Source organism: Chroococcus sp. FPU101 (assembly GCF_017312365.1).
Lineage (GTDB): Bacteria > Cyanobacteriota > Cyanobacteriia > Cyanobacteriales > Microcystaceae > Chroococcus.
The window spans coordinates 43,612-60,235 of sequence record NZ_BLJI01000028.1 but is presented as its reverse complement, the minus strand read 5'-3'; the positions used below and the strand labels follow the sequence as shown (position 1 = coordinate 60,235).

The 16,624-nt window shown below is 38.2% G+C and carries 17 protein-coding genes; 8 read left to right on the top strand and 9 right to left on the bottom strand.

What is annotated here, in order from left to right:
- Positions 1-330: 330 nt before the first annotated feature.
- On the bottom strand, positions 331-903 hold the full coding sequence (gene rdgB / locus CFPU101_RS19140; RefSeq protein WP_206816927.1) for an RdgB/HAM1 family non-canonical purine NTP pyrophosphatase: 573 nt from the start codon (positions 901-903) through the stop codon (positions 331-333).
- A 146-nt stretch (positions 904-1,049) separates the two neighbouring features.
- On the opposite strand from rdgB, the gene CFPU101_RS19135 reads away from it, so the two are divergent.
- Positions 1,050-1,625, top strand: coding sequence for a PEP-CTERM sorting domain-containing protein (locus tag CFPU101_RS19135; protein ID WP_206816926.1), 576 nt, complete (start codon positions 1,050-1,052; stop codon positions 1,623-1,625).
- 102 nt (positions 1,626-1,727) lie between these two features.
- Here the strand turns inward: CFPU101_RS19135 and CFPU101_RS19130 are convergent, their stop codons facing one another.
- From CFPU101_RS19130 to CFPU101_RS19120, 3 genes are all read right to left on the bottom strand, one after another.
- Positions 1,728-2,270 carry a Dps family protein gene (locus CFPU101_RS19130; RefSeq protein ID WP_206816925.1) on the bottom strand — a complete coding sequence of 181 codons (543 nt, stop codon included), beginning with the start codon at positions 2,268-2,270 and terminating at the stop codon, positions 1,728-1,730.
- Between the two features lie 133 nt (positions 2,271-2,403).
- Positions 2,404-3,045: a chromophore lyase CpcT/CpeT gene (locus tag CFPU101_RS19125; protein WP_206816924.1), complete on the bottom strand. Its 642-nt coding sequence runs from the start codon at positions 3,043-3,045 to the stop codon at positions 2,404-2,406.
- Positions 3,046-3,059: 14 nt separating this feature from the next.
- A complete protein-coding gene (locus CFPU101_RS19120; protein WP_206816923.1) occupies positions 3,060-4,838 on the bottom strand; it encodes a serine/threonine-protein kinase in 1,779 nt (592 codons plus the stop codon).
- A 100-nt stretch (positions 4,839-4,938) separates the two neighbouring features.
- On the opposite strand from CFPU101_RS19120, the gene CFPU101_RS19115 reads away from it, so the two are divergent.
- The gene (locus CFPU101_RS19115) at positions 4,939-5,736 is read left to right on the top strand and encodes a WecB/TagA/CpsF family glycosyltransferase (protein ID WP_206816922.1); all 798 of its coding nucleotides are present in this window, start codon (positions 4,939-4,941) and stop codon (positions 5,734-5,736) included.
- 101 nt (positions 5,737-5,837) lie between these two features.
- Positions 5,838-7,283 (top strand): sugar transferase, encoded by a 1,446-nt coding sequence (locus tag CFPU101_RS19110; protein ID WP_242578098.1) that lies wholly within the window; start codon positions 5,838-5,840, stop codon positions 7,281-7,283.
- Positions 7,284-7,491: 208 nt separating this feature from the next.
- Here the strand turns inward: CFPU101_RS19110 and CFPU101_RS19105 are convergent, their stop codons facing one another.
- The gene (locus CFPU101_RS19105; RefSeq protein ID WP_206816921.1) at positions 7,492-8,001 is read right to left on the bottom strand and encodes a single-stranded DNA-binding protein; all 510 of its coding nucleotides are present in this window, start codon (positions 7,999-8,001) and stop codon (positions 7,492-7,494) included.
- An 80-nt stretch (positions 8,002-8,081) separates the two neighbouring features.
- Complete coding sequence (locus CFPU101_RS19100; protein ID WP_206816920.1) at positions 8,082-10,607, bottom strand: mannose-1-phosphate guanyltransferase; 2,526 nt, start codon at positions 10,605-10,607, stop codon at positions 8,082-8,084.
- 381 nt (positions 10,608-10,988) lie between these two features.
- Between CFPU101_RS19100 and CFPU101_RS19095 the strand changes: the two genes are divergently transcribed.
- Together CFPU101_RS19095 and folE are read left to right on the top strand one after the other, a co-directional pair.
- Positions 10,989-11,717 (top strand): SDR family oxidoreductase, encoded by a 729-nt coding sequence (locus tag CFPU101_RS19095; protein ID WP_206816919.1) that lies wholly within the window; start codon positions 10,989-10,991, stop codon positions 11,715-11,717.
- 41 nt (positions 11,718-11,758) lie between these two features.
- Positions 11,759-12,484: a GTP cyclohydrolase I FolE gene (folE, locus tag CFPU101_RS19090; protein ID WP_206816918.1), complete on the top strand. Its 726-nt coding sequence runs from the start codon at positions 11,759-11,761 to the stop codon at positions 12,482-12,484.
- Positions 12,485-12,512: 28 nt separating this feature from the next.
- Here folE and CFPU101_RS19085 read toward each other — a convergent pair whose 3' ends face one another.
- Together CFPU101_RS19085 and CFPU101_RS25685 are read right to left on the bottom strand one after the other, a co-directional pair.
- Entirely contained in the window at positions 12,513-12,731 is a 219-nt protein-coding gene (locus CFPU101_RS19085; RefSeq protein WP_206816917.1) for a DUF2283 domain-containing protein, read from the bottom strand.
- Positions 12,724-12,870 carry a hypothetical protein gene (locus tag CFPU101_RS25685; protein WP_242578096.1) on the bottom strand — a complete coding sequence of 49 codons (147 nt, stop codon included), beginning with the start codon at positions 12,868-12,870 and terminating at the stop codon, positions 12,724-12,726. The genes CFPU101_RS19085 and CFPU101_RS25685 overlap by 8 nt, the downstream gene beginning before the upstream one ends.
- Before the next feature lie 220 nt (positions 12,871-13,090).
- On the opposite strand from CFPU101_RS25685, the gene CFPU101_RS19075 reads away from it, so the two are divergent.
- Complete coding sequence (locus CFPU101_RS19075; protein ID WP_206816916.1) at positions 13,091-14,200, top strand: S-(hydroxymethyl)glutathione dehydrogenase/class III alcohol dehydrogenase; 1,110 nt, start codon at positions 13,091-13,093, stop codon at positions 14,198-14,200.
- A 2-nt stretch (positions 14,201-14,202) separates the two neighbouring features.
- Complete coding sequence (fghA, locus tag CFPU101_RS19070; RefSeq protein ID WP_206816915.1) at positions 14,203-15,051, top strand: S-formylglutathione hydrolase; 849 nt, start codon at positions 14,203-14,205, stop codon at positions 15,049-15,051.
- Here the strand turns inward: fghA and purN are convergent.
- Positions 15,040-15,687 (bottom strand): phosphoribosylglycinamide formyltransferase, encoded by a 648-nt coding sequence (purN, locus tag CFPU101_RS19065; RefSeq protein ID WP_206816914.1) that lies wholly within the window; start codon positions 15,685-15,687, stop codon positions 15,040-15,042. The two genes, fghA and purN, sit on opposite strands and share 12 nt — an antisense overlap.
- 9 nt (positions 15,688-15,696) lie before the next feature.
- On the opposite strand from purN, the gene CFPU101_RS19060 reads away from it, so the two are divergent.
- Entirely contained in the window at positions 15,697-16,575 is an 879-nt protein-coding gene (locus CFPU101_RS19060) for a carbohydrate ABC transporter permease (RefSeq protein WP_307730460.1), read from the top strand.
- Positions 16,576-16,624: the final 49 nt, after the last annotated feature.

Below are 16,624 nucleotides of genomic sequence, written 5' to 3'. Positions count from 1 at the left end.
AGTCTAATTCGCAACTTAGTATAAGAATAATGTTCAATGGGCTAAAGATATTACAGCACTTTCTGATTTTTATAGCTTAAGTAATTGTCGTGATTTAATCTTTCATGTCTGTGAACATTGTTTTACTCTACCTGAACTGGCTCAGATTTTCCAAGAATTGAATTTAAGATTTTTAGGATTTCATAATTTATCACCTGCAACTAAAGCAAACTATAAAAATATGTTCCTTGATGATGTAGAAATGAATAATCTAAAATACTGGGATCAATTTGAGGAAGAATATCCTAATACTTTTATTGCAATTTATAACAGTTGGTGCCAAAAACAAGATTAATTAAACATTTTTTCTAATTGAGGCAATAATTGTTTAAAAGCTTGTCCACGATGGCTGATTTCTCGTTTAACTTCGGGTGGCATTTGGGCAAACGTTTGAGCGAGTTGAGGAACATAAAAAATTGGATCGTAACCGAAACCACCTGTACCCATCGGTTGATACAAAATTTTGCCTTGACAAATGCCTTCTGTTTGTAGTGCAATTGTTCCATCAGGACGAGCGATCGCAATTGCACAAATAAATTGAGCCAGACGATTTGGATTATCGCCTAATTCGCTTAATAATCGTGTTATGCGATCGTGATCTGTTTTTCCATAACGTGCCGAATAAAGCCCTGGTGCGCCATCGAGAGCATCAACCGCTAAACCCGAATCATCCGCGATCGCCCATTCTCCCAGAATTTTTGCTACCTGAGACGCTTTTAGACAGGCATTTTCAGTAAAATTTTGTCCTGTTTCTTCGATTTCAAGAGTTTCTGGCTTTAATTGTAGCTCCCATATGTCCTTAAGCATATATTCTTGCATTTCCTTTAATTTGCCAGGATTGCTAGTAGCGATGATCAATTTCATCTAAAAATATGTTCCTTAATTTTTGGTCGGTTAAATCAATGTGAAGTCAAACATTAAATTAATCAAATTTTACATAAGTTCTACATTAAAATATACATCCGCTAACTAAAATATTAGATAAACTCAATTAAAAGATTTAAACATATATGATCTTGAAAAAAGCCAAATTTCTACTTTTTACGTTTGGAACGGCTATAGTCACGACAGTTTTGACGGCGCACCAAACACAAGCAGCAACGGTAAGTATGGATTTGAATTTTTTCAATTTATCTGGTCAACAAATCGGTGATGGTTCATTTACTTATGATGATCAGTTCCCTATCAATCAAATTCAAGGTAGTCATAATAATTTCCAAATTGGCACTTTTCAAAATTGGTTTTTTATTACAGATTTTGAAGCGACTATTAGCGGGATGACTTGGGGTTTTACTAATTCAAAAATTTGGGACGCTCAAAATAATCGGACTCACTCAGTTGTTTATAATAATTATGGCGAACCATCAATCATTGATCAATGGCTGATGGGCGATCACATATTTTTAACGACTCCCGCTTTGATGATGAGTCAACAAGGTTTTAATATCCAATCATCTAATCAATTCTTAGAGGGTCAATGGACAGCTACCTTATCCTCTAGTGCTGTTCCAGAATCACCGACTTTATTAGGTGCATTAACAGCGATCGGAATGCTAACCTTTTTTAAGATGAGTTTAAAGCGTTAATAGAGATCTGAGAATTTCAAAAGACTAGACAGATAAAAAGGGTTTGGCAACCAAACCCCTACTGACTAAAACTATTACCTTAAAAATAAATTTTTTGCTACTCTATACACCTGCGGGAAGTTTAGTACCCTGTTTCATCGGCTCGGAACCATCGGGCTGAAGGTTTTGTCCTTCAATAAATGAACGAAGCATCCACGCCATTTCCTCGTGTTGTTCCATCAAACCTGTTAAAAAATCTGCTGTTCCTTCATCATGAAATTCTTCACTACAAGCATCAATATGCTCACGTAAATTGCGGATAATTTGTTCATGATCATCGACTAATTGAGCAACCATTTCAGTCGCAGTCGGTAATACACCAGGCTCTTCTTTAATTGAAGCTAGTTTCAAAAATCCTTCTGCTGTACCTACAGGATAACCGCCTAATGTTCTGACTCTTTCGGCCATGCTATCAATATTTTCGGTGAGTGCGTTGTAGTGTTCTTCCCATAACTTATGGAGTGATATAAATTGTGGGCCAACTACATCCCAATGAAATTTTTTAGTTTTGATGAGCAGTAAATAAGCATCAGAGATATCATGATTTAATAGGTCAATAACGCCTTGACGTTGCTCTGGAGTAAGTCCAATATTGATTTTACGCATTGTTATCTATTTTTATTCATTTCGTTTCTCTTATCAGTTAAACAGCTTTAATAACTTTTTTACATCAATCCAAGGTTAGGCAAAATTAAGCCAAAAAATCTATCTAATTAAGTATAAATTTGAATTTGAGCAACTATTTCACCCAACGATATTGATATGATTGATCTTGCGCTCCCCAAACTTGTTGACCATTGGCATCAAAACCACGATCCCAAGTTTCCATTCCAGAAGAATCTAAGATAACTGTATTTGTAATCTTAACCGCTCCTCTGACATTCGCGGGACATCCTTGTGCTGGTGTTTCTCCTTGATATCCGTCTGCAATGGGTTTGAGGAAAACACTACAAAACGCTTCTATTAGATTACTCTTGTTTACTTGTCTTTCACTCTCTGGTTTTTGACAAAATCCAATTAAGGTTTCAGGTTTTTGAATTTTATAAGATTTAGATTCGATCGTATCAGGTTCAGTTGCAGGTTTAATGTTTAAAATGCGTTGACGATAAGGTTGATTCAGTGATTGAGTTAAAGCTTGTTCTTGATAGAGATAAACTGATTTTGGCTCATCTAGGACTGTAACCTTACACGTGGTCATCTGTACACTTGATTTTTTGGGATTTGCTGCTGCTTGCTGACTGGTATCCATAACTCCTACTAGATGAGATACCACTGACTGTACATGATCTTCTATTGGAATAGTTTGAGCAAAAGTTGAACTAATAGAATGGAGAAAGAGTAAGGGTATTGTTAAGGTTTTAACTATATTTTTAGTTTTCATCGCTAGTCGACAATTTACGATAATTTGGTCATTGATTTTATTATAGATTTTTGACAGAAATTTGATTCAATTTTTAAGAGATACAGTAAATTTTGATGATTAATTTCTACAGCAACTAAAATTTGCTCATCCTTTAAAACGGTCATTGCTGTAATTTTAGCTGATAAATTAATTTGTCCTGTAATTTGTCCTTTAGCATCTAGCAAAACCACCTTACCTAATGTACTTGCTAAGATATAACCCCAATCTTGAGCGAAAACAAAATTGGGTTTAAATGGTAAAACAATACGACTAATTTTTAAGGGTTTTAAGTGAATCAAAAGACCTAAATAACAAGAGTTTTCCTCGATAGCGAAGATTTCATACAGTGTACTTTTGCTTAAGGTCACTAATTCCAGATTTAGTGGAATTGAATAAACATTATAGCTTCCTCCTAGAAAATTAAAAATTTCTAATACAGTTGACTCATTTTCAATTTTATTAATCAATAAACTATCAATATCTTCAAAATATATTATTTCTTTTATTTCACCTTGAATTGTTAAATATTTAATAAACTCAAAATTAGGTAATGAATAGATGACAATTTGGTTAGATGTAACTGCGATCGCTATCCATTTTTCCATCGGCTCAATACAACTAATTAATTGATTTGCTGACCACGTTAATAATTTATTTAATTGGTCTTTCTTCACACAAAAATAATAAAGTGTATATAATTTAAGCTTTTCAGAAAAAGTATAAATATAAACTGAATTATCAACTACTTCTAATTTAATAATTTTATCGTCAAAAGAAATTTTATAATCATCCAAAAAAAATAATTTATCATCATAATTTTGAACTTTAAGCTGATTTTTTTCTACCCAATAAATTCCCTCTTCTAAGACAGCTAAATTTTGAATTTTACTAGATAAATAAACTTGCTCAATAATAGACAAAGTCTTATTTAAACTAGAAATAACTGCAGAGCGAAAAATTTGCTCACTCAATGAATAATTAAATAACTCCTGCTCTGCCGACTGAACAGCATCTAACATTTCTTGACTATTCTTAAAACGTCTTTGAGGAAGTTTGCGTAAAGCTTTTTCAATAATACTTTGTAAAACGGGTGGAATGGAGTCTGATAAATCAAAAGTCTTACTCAAATGGGCGATCATTAAATCTTTAGGAAAGCCCGAAAAAGGACGAGAACCAACTAATAATTCATATAATAAAATTCCAACAGCATAAAGATCAGAAGCCGCCGAATATTTACCATAAAATCGTTCTGGTGCCATATAAGCAGGTGAACCCGTATATCCTCCAGTCTGAGACGGTTGTAATAATTCTTCTGTCCATTTTGCAATCCCAAAATCTGATAGTTTAGCCAAATATCCAGTCGGAGTAATTTTCAGTAAAATATTTTCGGGTTTAATATCACAATGAATAATTTTATTACGATGAGCATGAACGAGAGCCGATAAAATATCTTGAATCAGTTTTAAGATTAATTGAAGCGTTAACTGTTGTCCAGATTCCATTAACTCGCGTAAGGTGCCACCCTCACAATAGTCCATGACTAAATAGCGTCCACTTTGATGATGTTCTAAGCCATAAAAACTAACAATATTCAGATGTTTTAGACTCACTAAATAGGATAGTTCTCTTAAAAATTTGTGAGTGGAAAAGTGTTTCATCTCCAAATCTTTAAGTGCAAAAACTTCTCCACTTTCTAGATCAACTGCACAAAAGACTTTACCAAATTGTCCCTGTCCAATTTGACCCAAAATACGATATCTAGAGGGTTGCATTAACTTAATTGTGGTGAGTGATTTTATAGCTAAATGGGTATTCTAGCTACAGATACAGTCTAGTTTCTATCTTAATCCAGTTTCGGAAGGTGTTGACTCGATGTTAAAAACTCTTATTTCTCACCGAACTATTCTAGGGACTCGCATTGATGCAACGAGTTATGAAGATGCTTGTGATCGCATTCAAACATGGCTCGAACAAAATCTATCCTGTTATATCGTAGCGGCTAATGTTCATGTAGTCATGACGGGATATTGGCGTAAACGCTATCAACGGCTCATTAATCAAGCTAAACTGATTACACCAGATGGAATGCCCTTAGTTTGGGGAATGCGACTACTAGGTATAAAACGACAACACCGTGTGTATGGGCCTGATCTTATGTTAGCGTGGTGTGATCGTGCAGCAAAATTAAAGATTCCTCTGTTTTTATACGGTGGTACTGAAAACACGCTACAACAACTAAAAATTAATCTAATTAAACAGTTCCCAGGGTTATCTATTGTGGGAACTTATTCCCCTCCCTTTCGTCCTCTAACGCTAGAAGAAGAAGCACGCGATCGTAATTTAATCGAATCTTCTGGGGCTAAAGTAGTATTAGTGGGTCTAGGCTGTCCCAAACAAGAAGAATGGATGTCGCGTCAACAAGGAGATCTACAAGCGGTTATGATCGGTGTTGGTGCTGCTTTTAGTTTTCATAGTGGCGAGATTTCCCAGTCCCCACGATGGTTGATGACTTTGGGTTTAGAGTGGTTATACCGTCTGATAACTGAACCGAAAAGACTATGGCGACGTTATTTAATTAATAATCCAAGTTTTTTAGTATTATTCGGATTACAAATACTACATCAAAAAATGATACCTGTTTCGTTAAGTCAAGTATCTGATCAATTGTAAGTATTTTACGGTTAAAATTCTTATACTGATTTAATTATTAAACTCAGATGGGGAATGCTAAGGAGAGAACCACTAAAGCAATTTAGTTCTTTCTTTGAGCAATGATGAAACTCCAGCAAACTCAATCTTATTCTTTTTCAGATGATATTCGTGCATCTGGCCCCTTGCCTTGGGTACATCATCCCTTTGAACAAGGATATCGAGTTGCTATCTTATTACTCAGTGATATTTTAGCCTTAGCTGGAGCGTGGAAGATCGCCCGTTACTTAAATCAGTTTTATTCACCATTACCCCCTCAACTCGTTTGGTGGAAATGGTTTGGTATACCGAGTTTATTCTGGGTATTTGTTGCGGGTACGTTGCTTTTATTTGCCTGTGAAAATTTGTATGGAAGTGCTAAAAATAGTCAAAATTATCTTAAAACCGTTAAATTAGTCAGCTTTATATATCTATTCTCTTTAGTGATCAGCTATTTCTACGATCCTAAAGTCGATCCACCGCGTTCTCTGTTTTTCACCGCTTGGGTTAGCAGTGTCGTTTTTGTTTTAGTTGGTCGTCTGCTTACTACACTGATTTTAGGACAAATGCAAGCCCGACAACCCAAAAAAACAGTTTTTATCATTGCTTCTGCGGCCCAACTTCCCAAACTACTCCAAATTTTACAACGACGTTCTCAATATCAGGTAGTCGGTGCAGCTTTGGCAACTACCGCGAATTCGACAACGACATTAAACAGTATTTTAGACTCAAAAGCAGTAGAAGTTTTAGCCGAAGACCTCCCCCATACTAACTTAGCATCGGCTTTATATTGGAATCTACGCCGCACTGGGATTACATTACGCTTACTTCCCTCTAGTCGAGAAATTCTGTATCGTCGGGGAGTTTCTGAAATTATGGCAGGTCTTCCCACACTGAGGGTAGAAACACCGTTATTAGTCGGTTGGGACTATCGATTAAAACGCCTTGTTGATTTTATTGGCTCTTTTATCGGTATTACTTTACTCTCTCCTTTGTTTATCATGATTGCCTTAATCATTAAACTCTCGTCTAAAGGGCCGATCTTTTTCCGACAAGAACGCACAGGGTTACAGGGAAAGACCTTTTATATGTGGAAGTTTCGGACAATGGTTAATAATGCTTCTCAACTGCAAAGTCAATTAGAAGCTCATAATGAAAGCCAAGATGGGATTATGTTTAAGATGAAAAATGATCCGCGTATTATCCCCTTTGGTCATTTCATGCGTCGCACCAGTATCGATGAACTACCCCAATTGTTTAATGTTCTGATGGGTCACATGAGTTTAGTCGGGCCGCGTCCTCTCCCCCTACGTGATGTCGAAAAATTTCAAGCTTGGCATCATATTCGCCATCAAGTCGTACCTGGAATTACGGGACTCTGGCAAATTTCGGGACGTTCTGATCTTCAAGACTTTAACGATGCAGCGCGGTTAGATTTATTCTATATCGATAATTGGTCGCTCAATTTAGATCTAGATATTTTGGTCGAAACCGTTAGAATTGTTTTATTTGGCAAAGGGGCTTATTAATTGAAATACCACTATCAAATGATGTAAGTTAAATAATTAATTTAATTATAAGGTTAGTTCTATAATCTACCGTGAAATCAATTTTACGGGCTTTTAGCGCAAGTCCTACGCGGCTTACAAGGTACGGACGCTTTCTTCCGCGCACAGCCCCTCGACTTAAGCTTTGAGACTGAGAATTTATTCTCTAACGGTACTAAAACTGGCGATATTAAAACGGAATATCATCTAAATCTTGTTCAACCCCTGCTGCTACGGGTTGTGGAGATGAAAAGCTTTCGTAGCTTGGTTCATCAAAAACATCTTCTTTAACGGGTGCAGTGTTTTTGTTTTTATAATTATTCATCGCAGCTACTTTTTCTTTCTCTGGTTTGGAAAAGGTTTCAGTAGATGAAGAAGTATTCGTAGTGGTTCCCAAACTGTCTAAATGATAAATATGAGAGATGACTAACTCAGCACGTTTTTCTTTATAGCCTTCGGGTCGGTCAAAAACAGTCATTGAAAGACGGCCTTCAATAATAACACGATCGCCCTCTTGAAACTTTTCTGAGATTTCGGTCGCTAAACCACCCCATCCCACAACTTTGAGAGTCGATGGTGGATCTTCTGGTTTTTGTCCCTCAAACTCGACGAGCATTTGTGCTACTGCCTTTTGATTATCTTGAGTGTAACGCAATTCTGGACTACGAATAATCTTTGCCATTAACACACAACTATTCATTGCGACCCGTCTCCTAATCCAATACGGTATGAAAAACCTACTCTTTCCATAATAGAACAAGTGTACGTGAACTGGGGCAACTAAACACTAATAATCATTCCTTGTTCTTGATCAATAAATTGCTGAACCTGTTGACGATATATTTTAAGTGATTGTTCAACCCATTCACGATCTTCACTGTTCGCATAGAGATGTACTAAGGGTTCCCCAGCATCGGGTAAAATTAACACCCAATTATCATTATGATGGCTAATAATTTTCACCCCATCAATTAATTCTAGATTTTCCACCGAATGAGATTCGATAAAATGACGCATTAACGCCCCTTTGGTTTTCCAAGGACAGCGAACGGTCAGGGATTTATGACAAATTTTGGGTAAAACAGCGCGAATTTGAGCCAGCGATCGCTCTTGAATCGTCAGCATTTCTAACAGTTTCGCAATACTAAACATGGCATCAAAACCCGAATGTAATTGTGGGAAAATAAACCCCATATCCCCACTACCCCCCAATACAACACTAGGAATTGATTGGGAAGCTTCCATCAAAGCCGTTGGATTCGCTTTTGTCCGTTTAATCTTACCATCATGACGACGCGCAATCTGTTCAACAGCACTAGACGCATGGACTGGAACAACGATCGTACCTCTGGGGTTAGCGGTTAAAATCGTATTCACCATCAACGCGGTTAACTGTTCGCCTCGAATGGGAATGCCCCCCTCATCGACTAAAATAAACTGTTCACCATTGGCTGAAACCTGTACCCCAAAATTGCCTTTAAGGGCTTCTACCACCTGCCCTAGTTGATACAGCAGAGTTTCCCGTTCGTGGGAAGATAGGGCGGTTTGACGTAAACTAGCATTTAACACCACAGCATCACAGCCGTATTTTGTCAAGAGGTCTGGTAAAATTGCACCCGATACCCCATATACATAATCAATGACGATTTTAGAATTACTATTACGAACCGCTTCGACATTTAACTTAGCTTCAAAAACATTGCGATAGGCATCTAGTATATTTGCAGGATAAGCCATATTGCCAATATCTTGAATTCCAACCCGTCGCAAATCCTCTTTAAAATAAGCCCCTTCTATTTTCTTTTCTTTCGCTTTAGAAATATTAATGCCTTGATCGTTAAAAAACTCGATTAATAATGAATCAGGTCGATCTGGATGAATTCGGACGTGGATACCTCCGACGACTCCTAGCCGTGAAGTCATTGTACGAGCAATGGGAATCGCCGTTGCTTGAAGGTTTTGGACATGAACCCCCACCGACATCAATCCCCCAATAATCGAACGACTCACCATCCGCGATACACTACGCTGATCTCGTGAAACCATAACAACCGAACCAGGTTTAAGGGTAGAACCATAAGCCGCACCAAGTTTAACCGCAAATTCTGGTGTAATATCAATATTAGCGAGACCTGATACCCCACGTTGTCCAAATAGATTACGCTGGGCTGTACTCCCCCAAATCAGGTTCATATTTAAAATTGCGCCAGACTCAATCCGTTTACTGGGCCAAACTCTGACCCCGTTGTTAATTTGGGATTCTTCACCAACCGTAGACAGTTGCCCAATAACGGAACCTTCCGAAATTTGAGCCCGTCGTTCGATGCGGGTACCACGAGCGATCGTACAGGCGGTTAGTTGAGCCTCTTCACCGATCATCACGCCATTCCAGATAATCGGTCGTTTGAGTTCGGCACCTGCGCCAATGGTAACATTATCACCGATGACCGTTCCTCCCTCAATAATTACATTAGGGCCAATACGGCAATTATGCCCGATCATCGCTGGTGCTTGAATTTTAGCCGTTGCATCAATATAAGTATTGCCACCCATCCAAACGCCGCGTTTTTTTTCTTCGTAGGCAAAATCTAGCTTAACTTTTCCGTATAAGGCATCATATTGCGCTTCTCGATACACTTCTAAATGTCCGACATCACACCAATAGCCCTCGGCGATATAACCATACATCGGTTCATCTTCAGCAAGAAGTAGGGGAAAAAGATCTTGAGAAAAATCAAATTCTTCATTTTCGGGAATGTATTCTAGGACTTCGGGGTTTAAAATATAGGTTCCCGTATTGACTGTATCGGAAAAAACTTCACTCGTGGATGGTTTTTCTAAAAATCGCTGTATCCGTTGTTCTTTATCCGTAATCACTACACCAAAATCAATCGGGTTAGGTACACGAGTTAGAATAATTGTGGCTTTCGATTGTTTGCTCTGGTGAAATGCGATCGCAGCAGTTAGATCAAAATCAGTAATACTATCGCCACTGATCACCAAAAAAGGCTCATCTAGTAATCTTTCTACATTTTTGATACTGCCTGCGGTTCCTAGCGGTTGATCTTCTTCGACAGAGTATTTAATCTTGACCCCAAAATCATTACCATCTTGAAAATAATCTTGGATCGCATCGGGTAAATAGTGTAGCGTTGCGATGATTTCCGTGATATTGTTGCGCTTGAGGAGATTAATAATATGTTCTGCGATCGGACGATTTAAAATAGGAACCATCGGTTTTGGCAGTTCACAGGTTAGAGGACGTAATCTTGTCCCTGAACCCCCAGCCATTAAAACTGCACGCATAAGCTTTTTATCCCTTCCAACTCGCTCTTGTTTATCTATCTTCTCCCATTTATTCGGCTTTGATCTGTTCTCGATGCTCGATTCTACAAAATTTTTTATCAAAATCTACATATGACGAATATTAAATAGCTTGATGATGATTCATCAATTCATTCAATCGTTGATTTTTTAATCTCATAACCTGTCATGCTATAATAAGCTATGTAAACTTTTGTAACAAATTTTTAATCTGACTCCACTTGTTAAAAAACCAAAGGGTCTTATTTTTTGTAAATATTGGCAGCTTTATTAGACTTGCTGAAAAAATGTTTATTTTGGGTTAATCGTTTTATTAACCCCTCTTCTATTTCGTTGGATGATTTAAAAGGCTTTTAGCTTATTATGGATCTTAACGTGAATCAACAGCGAGCAATTATTACTGGCGCAAGTAGTGGAATTGGCAAAGCCACTGCTCTAGCTTTTGCTAAAGCGGGAATCTCGATCGCTTTAGTGAGTCGTTCTGTGGACAAACTCGAAGCAATCGCCGAAACAACTAGAGATTTAGGTGTCGAAGCGAAGGTGTATGCGTTAGATTTAGCTGATCTGACAACAGTTAAAGAACGCATCGCTCAAATAGATGATGACTTTGGCCCCATAAATATTTTAGTCAATAATGCTGGAATGGGTTATACCAACTTGCTAAGTGACACATCTCTTTCAGATTGGCAAGCGGTACTAAACCTTAATTTAAGCAGTATCTTTCAGTGTGTGATGGGTGTTTTACCCAAAATGCGTCAACGAAAAAGAGGAACTATTGTTAATATAGCCTCGATCGCGGCGCAAAATGCCTTTGCTGGATGGGGGGCTTATTGTGTCAGTAAAGCGGGTTTAGTCTCTTTTTCAGAAGTTTTAGCTCAAGAAGAAAGAGTGAATCAGATCCGTGTGATCAGTGTTTGCCCCGGTTCAGTAAATACACCCATTTGGGATACTAACACCGTACAGGCTGATTTTGATCGCTCAATGATGTTAGCCCCTGAAACAGTTGCCCAAGTTATTTTACAAGCAGTTCTTTTACCAGAAGAAGCCGTTATTGAAACAATAACCCTAACATCTAGTGCGGGAACCTTGTAAAACCGATTTTAATTTATTCACCTTAATTTATTTTTCTTACTATGACCATAGCTTCTAACGGTTTAAATCGCCCAAGTTCTTCCCCTGATGGCACTAATAGTGATTCTGGGAGTAAAATAAGCGAACGTGTAACGACACGCCCTGATCGTAACACTCATAATGGCCAAGTACCGCAAATTCAGGAAAACCCCGAAGTCAGTAAAGAACACCTGATGGATGCTGTACACACCATGTTAAAAGCAGTTGGTGAAGATCCCGAACGCGAAGGACTTCTGAAAACTCCAAAACGGGTTGCTGAAGCCATGCAATTTTTAACTCAAGGTTACCATCAATCTCTAGAAACCCTCGTCAATGGTGCGATATTTGATGAAGGTCATAATGAAATGGTTTTAATCCGAGATATTGATTTTTTCAGTCTGTGTGAACATCATATGCTACCTTTTATGGGACGGGCGCACGTTGCCTATATTCCTAATCAAAAGGTTGTCGGTTTAAGTAAACTAGCGCGTATTGTTGAAATGTTTTCTAGACGGTTACAAGTACAAGAACGCCTTACCCGTCAAATAGCAGAAGCAGTTCAAGATATTTTAGATCCTCAGGGTGTAGCGGTTGTCATGGAAGCTACTCATATGTGTATGGTGATGCGGGGAGTACAAAAACCAGGGTCTTGGACGGTTACGAGTGCGATGTTAGGAGTATTCCAAGACGAACAAAAAACCCGTGAAGAATTTTTGAATCTGATTCATCATCGACCTAATTTCTTTTAAAATTTGTTTAGGGTGGGTCATGCCTACCCTATCCTTGTTTAAGGAGTTTGATTTGGACTGATTCTAAGATAGTATCTCGGATAAAAGAACTCGCTTGAAGGATTTCTATTCCAATTAATTCCCCAGATTCATTCAGTTCAGCCGTAATATTTGGACTAATCTCTAGGCTTTCTGTTTCATGCTCATCAGTCATTGCAAGATGAAGAACATCTTCTTTTTCAAAATAAACCATTTTAGTCTTATTCATTAATAAATCTTCCCGTTTGTAAACGAAATTGAATTTGTTGTCGTGTGGTAGCATGAACGGTTACAGGCGTAATAAATTCTTCAGTATATTCATAGGGAATTATAACTAAACTATTGTTGTGTTTTCCTACTGCAATCATGCGATCTGTAACAGTGTCATAGTATCTTTCTCCTGAATATCTCAGGATCTCTTCGATTTTACCAAGATCGAAATGTCTTAGTTTTGCTCGATACCTAAAATAATCTGACCAGATAACCCTAGGTATCGTTAAGCTCTCATTCCAAATCGATAATCTTCATTTTAAAGGTAAGATGGGTAATGGCAAGCGTTTCTGTCTCACTTCACATTAAACAAAATCTATGGATGTTAAAGCGGCTGTGGCTTTAGAAGCGGGTAAACCTCTGAGTATCGAAACAGTACAACTCGAAAACCCAAAAGCTGGCGAAGTCTTAATCGAAATTAAAGCAACTGGTATTTGTCACACCGATGCGTACACTCTATCTGGGGCTGATCCAGAAGGGCTATTCCCTGTAATACTAGGACATGAAGGGGCAGGGGTAGTGGTCGAAGTAGGGGCAGGTGTAACAAGTCTCAAAGAAGGAGATCATGTTATTCCTCTTTATACTCCCGAATGTCGTCAGTGTGAATATTGTACCAGCATGAAAACGAATCTTTGTCAAGCAATTCGAGCCACCCAAGGTAGGGGAGTTATGCCCGATGGAACGAGTCGTTTTTCACTTGATGGGCAAATGTTACATCATTATATGGGAACGTCTACCTTTGCTAACTATACGGTTTTACCAGAAATTGCGGTGGCGAAAATCAGAGAAGATGCGCCCTTTGATAAGGTTTGTTATATCGGATGTGGGGTGACGACGGGAATAGGTGCGGTCATTAATACAGCAAAAGTCGAAGCAGGTTCTAAAGTGGTGGTTTTTGGACTGGGTGGAATTGGTTTAAATGTACTGCAAGGGGCGCGAATTGTTGGGGCTGATATGATTGTTGGAGTCGATATTAACCCAAATCGAAAAGAATTAGCCGAAAAATTTGGTATGACGCATTTTGTAAACCCCAAGGAAGTTGAGGGAGATTTGGTTAAATATCTAGTAGAGTTAACCAAAGGTGGCGCGGATTATAGTTTTGAGTGTGTCGGTAATGTAGACTTGATGCGTCAAGCGTTGGAATGTTGTCACAAAGGATGGGGTGTTAGTACCATTATCGGGGTTGCTGGTGCAGGACAAGAAATTAAAACACGTCCCTTTCAGTTAGTTACGGGTAGAGTCTGGAAAGGTACGGCGTTTGGCGGGGCAAGAGGACGAACAGATGTACCAAAAATTGTCGATTGGTATATGGATGGCAAAATTAATATTGATGATTTAATTACTCATGTGATGCCCTTGGATAAAATTAATGATGCGTTTGATTTAATGCACCAAGGTAAATCTATTCGTAGTGTGGTAACGTTTTAAAGATGAATGAGTTAACAATTCGCTCTCAGTCACGGTGTTTTGATGGAATGGTGATGTATTGTAGTCATTTCTCTCAATCTTGTAATATAGAAATGAATTTTGCGGTGTATGTGCCTCCGCAAGCGACAACCGAGAAAGTCCCTATTTTGTATTATCTATCGGGTTTAACTTGTACTGATGAAAATTTTACGATCAAAGCAGGGGCGCAACGTTACGCGGCTCAATACGGTATTTTATTAGTGATACCTGATACTAGCCCTCGCAATACGGGAATACCAGGTGAGGATGATGTTTATAATTTAGGAAGTGGGGCTGGTTTTTATCTAAATGCGATCGTGGAACCTTGGTCAAAATACTATCAAATGTATAGTTATGTGACTCAAGAATTACCTCAAGTGATTCAAGCTAATTTTTCAGTTGATGCAGGAAAACAAAGTATTTTTGGTCATTCGATGGGAGGACATGGGGCGTTAATTTGTGCCTTGAAAAATCCTGATAAATATCTCTCTGTATCTGCTTTTGCGCCGATTTGCGCCCCGATACAGGATTCTTGGGGACAAAATGCGTTTTCTGCTTATTTAGGAACGAATTTCGCCTTGTGGCAAGAATACGACGCAACGGAATTAGTCAAAAAAAATCAGTTATCCTATCCGATTTTAATTGATCAGGGCTTGGATGATACCTATTACATTCAAAAACAACTATTACCCGAAATATTTGCCGAAGCGTGTCAGTCGGTAGGACAATCTATAAATCTGAGATTGCATGAGGGTTATGATCATAGTTATTTTATGATTGCGACTTTTATCGAAGATCATTTTATCCATCATGCAAAGGCTTTATTCAAATAGTTTAGCCGCTAATACGATCGCTTGTGGGAAGATGCGATGTTCTTGTACTTGTATTCTAGCGTGTAGGGTTTCGGGGGTATCATCGTTTAAGATGGGGACAACTGCTTGCATCAAAATCGGGCCGCTATCGACTTCAACACTGACTAAATGTACTGTACATCCAGTAACCTTGACTTTTGCTTGTAATGCTTGTTCAATCGCATGAATCCCTTTAAAACTCGGTAAAATACTGGGGTGAATATTAATGACATGATTGGGAAACGCATTGACTAACACCTCTGTAACAATTCGCATCCATCCCGCCATAATTACCCATTCAACCTGATAATCTTTTAGAGTATTAACGATCGCCTGGTCTAAATCTTCTCGTTTTTTATAGTCTCGGTGATTTAGAAATACAGTAGGAATATTCCAACGATCCGCCCGTTCTTTAACTTTGGCATCAGGTATATTGTAAATGAGGACTTGAATCACTGCATTAAGCTCTTTATTTGCAATGGCTTGTGCGATCGCTTCAAAATTACTACCACTTCCTGATGCTAAAACACCTAACTTGAGGGGTTGTTCTAAAAATAATTCTGCTTCACTTAACTGAGGAGAAATCAAACTAGGGGTAAAATCGGGAACAGCAGTCATAAATCATTGATGATGAAAAAACAACACAACTGGCTTGATCAGGATATCATTGTCGCTTGGATTTTCCTAGCCCCCGCTTTAATCTTATTAAGTATTTTCGTTTTTTATCCAATTATCTATCTAATTTATCTAAGTTTCACTCGTGGTAGCTTTACAGTTAGGGGTATTCATTGGGTAGGACTTCGCAACTATATTAGACTGTTTAGTGATCCAGACTTTTGGCAAGTCGTTGGGAATACGATTTATTTTACCGTTGCTACCGTCATTCCGAGTATTTTCATTCCTTTAGGATTAGCGGTTCTGTTAAATCAATCGATTCCGTTACGGGGGTTATTTCGGACTGCTTTTTTCTTGCCTTCTATTACTTCTATTGTTGCTGTTGGCTTAGGATTTCGCTGGCTTTTTCAAACGGATGGCCCTGTTAATAATTTATTATCTTTATTGGGAATTGATCCGATCCCTTGGTTGAGTAGTACCATTTGGGCAATGCCTGTTCTAATTTTACTGAGTATTTGGAAACAATTAGGAATCAATCTAATTGTATTTCTAGCGGGTTTACAAGCAATTCCCATTTCTCGCTATGAAGCAGCAGAATTAGATGGGGCTAATGAATGGGCTAAATTCTGGCATATTACCTTACCAGGGTTACAACCAACGATGATTTTTGCTGCCATTACAACAGCTATTTTTACACTCAGAAGCTTTGAGCAAGTTTATGTTATCACGGGTGGCGGGCCACTGAATTCGACGAATTTACTGGTATATTTTATCTATGAAAAAGCATTTGCTGATTTTGAGTTTGGTTATGCTGCTTCCTCAGCAACGGTTTTATTAGGTGTAGCTTTCTTGTTGGTGTATTGGCAGTTACGCAGTTGGAAGGAAAACTAATTTAAAGATTACTCCTTTTTCAGTAAAGACTATCTAGGACTTCAATTCT

What these genes read in the sequence shown, in the direction of transcription:
- CFPU101_RS19130 (WP_206816925.1), bottom strand. Translation starts at nt 2,270, where the DNA reads ATGCGTAAAATCAATATTGGACTTACTCCAGAGCAACGTCAAGGCGTT.
- CFPU101_RS19105 (WP_206816921.1), bottom strand. Translation starts at nt 8,001, where the DNA reads ATGAATAGTTGTGTGTTAATGGCAAAGATTATTCGTAGTCCAGAATTG.
- folE (WP_206816918.1), top strand. Translation starts at nt 11,759, where the DNA reads ATGACCATAGCTTCTAACGGTTTAAATCGCCCAAGTTCTTCCCCTGAT.
- CFPU101_RS19120 (WP_206816923.1), bottom strand. Translation starts at nt 4,838, where the DNA reads ATGCAACCCTCTAGATATCGTATTTTGGGTCAAATTGGACAGGGACAA.
- CFPU101_RS19135 (WP_206816926.1), top strand. Translation starts at nt 1,050, where the DNA reads ATGATCTTGAAAAAAGCCAAATTTCTACTTTTTACGTTTGGAACGGCT.
- purN (WP_206816914.1), bottom strand. Translation starts at nt 15,687, where the DNA reads ATGACTGCTGTTCCCGATTTTACCCCTAGTTTGATTTCTCCTCAGTTA.
- CFPU101_RS19110 (WP_242578098.1), top strand. Translation starts at nt 5,838, where the DNA reads ATGATGAAACTCCAGCAAACTCAATCTTATTCTTTTTCAGATGATATT.
- CFPU101_RS19115 (WP_206816922.1), top strand. Translation starts at nt 4,939, where the DNA reads ATGTTAAAAACTCTTATTTCTCACCGAACTATTCTAGGGACTCGCATT.
- CFPU101_RS19085 (WP_206816917.1), bottom strand. Translation starts at nt 12,731, where the DNA reads ATGAATAAGACTAAAATGGTTTATTTTGAAAAAGAAGATGTTCTTCAT.
- CFPU101_RS19100 (WP_206816920.1), bottom strand. Translation starts at nt 10,607, where the DNA reads ATGCGTGCAGTTTTAATGGCTGGGGGTTCAGGGACAAGATTACGTCCT.
- CFPU101_RS19125 (WP_206816924.1), bottom strand. Translation starts at nt 3,045, where the DNA reads ATGAAAACTAAAAATATAGTTAAAACCTTAACAATACCCTTACTCTTT.
- CFPU101_RS19060 (WP_307730460.1), top strand. Translation starts at nt 15,697, where the DNA reads ATGATGAAAAAACAACACAACTGGCTTGATCAGGATATCATTGTCGCT.
- CFPU101_RS19095 (WP_206816919.1), top strand. Translation starts at nt 10,989, where the DNA reads ATGGATCTTAACGTGAATCAACAGCGAGCAATTATTACTGGCGCAAGT.
- rdgB (WP_206816927.1), bottom strand. Translation starts at nt 903, where the DNA reads ATGAAATTGATCATCGCTACTAGCAATCCTGGCAAATTAAAGGAAATG.
- CFPU101_RS19075 (WP_206816916.1), top strand. Translation starts at nt 13,091, where the DNA reads ATGGATGTTAAAGCGGCTGTGGCTTTAGAAGCGGGTAAACCTCTGAGT.
- CFPU101_RS25685 (WP_242578096.1), bottom strand. Translation starts at nt 12,870, where the DNA reads ATGATTGCAGTAGGAAAACACAACAATAGTTTAGTTATAATTCCCTAT.
- fghA (WP_206816915.1), top strand. Translation starts at nt 14,203, where the DNA reads ATGAATGAGTTAACAATTCGCTCTCAGTCACGGTGTTTTGATGGAATG.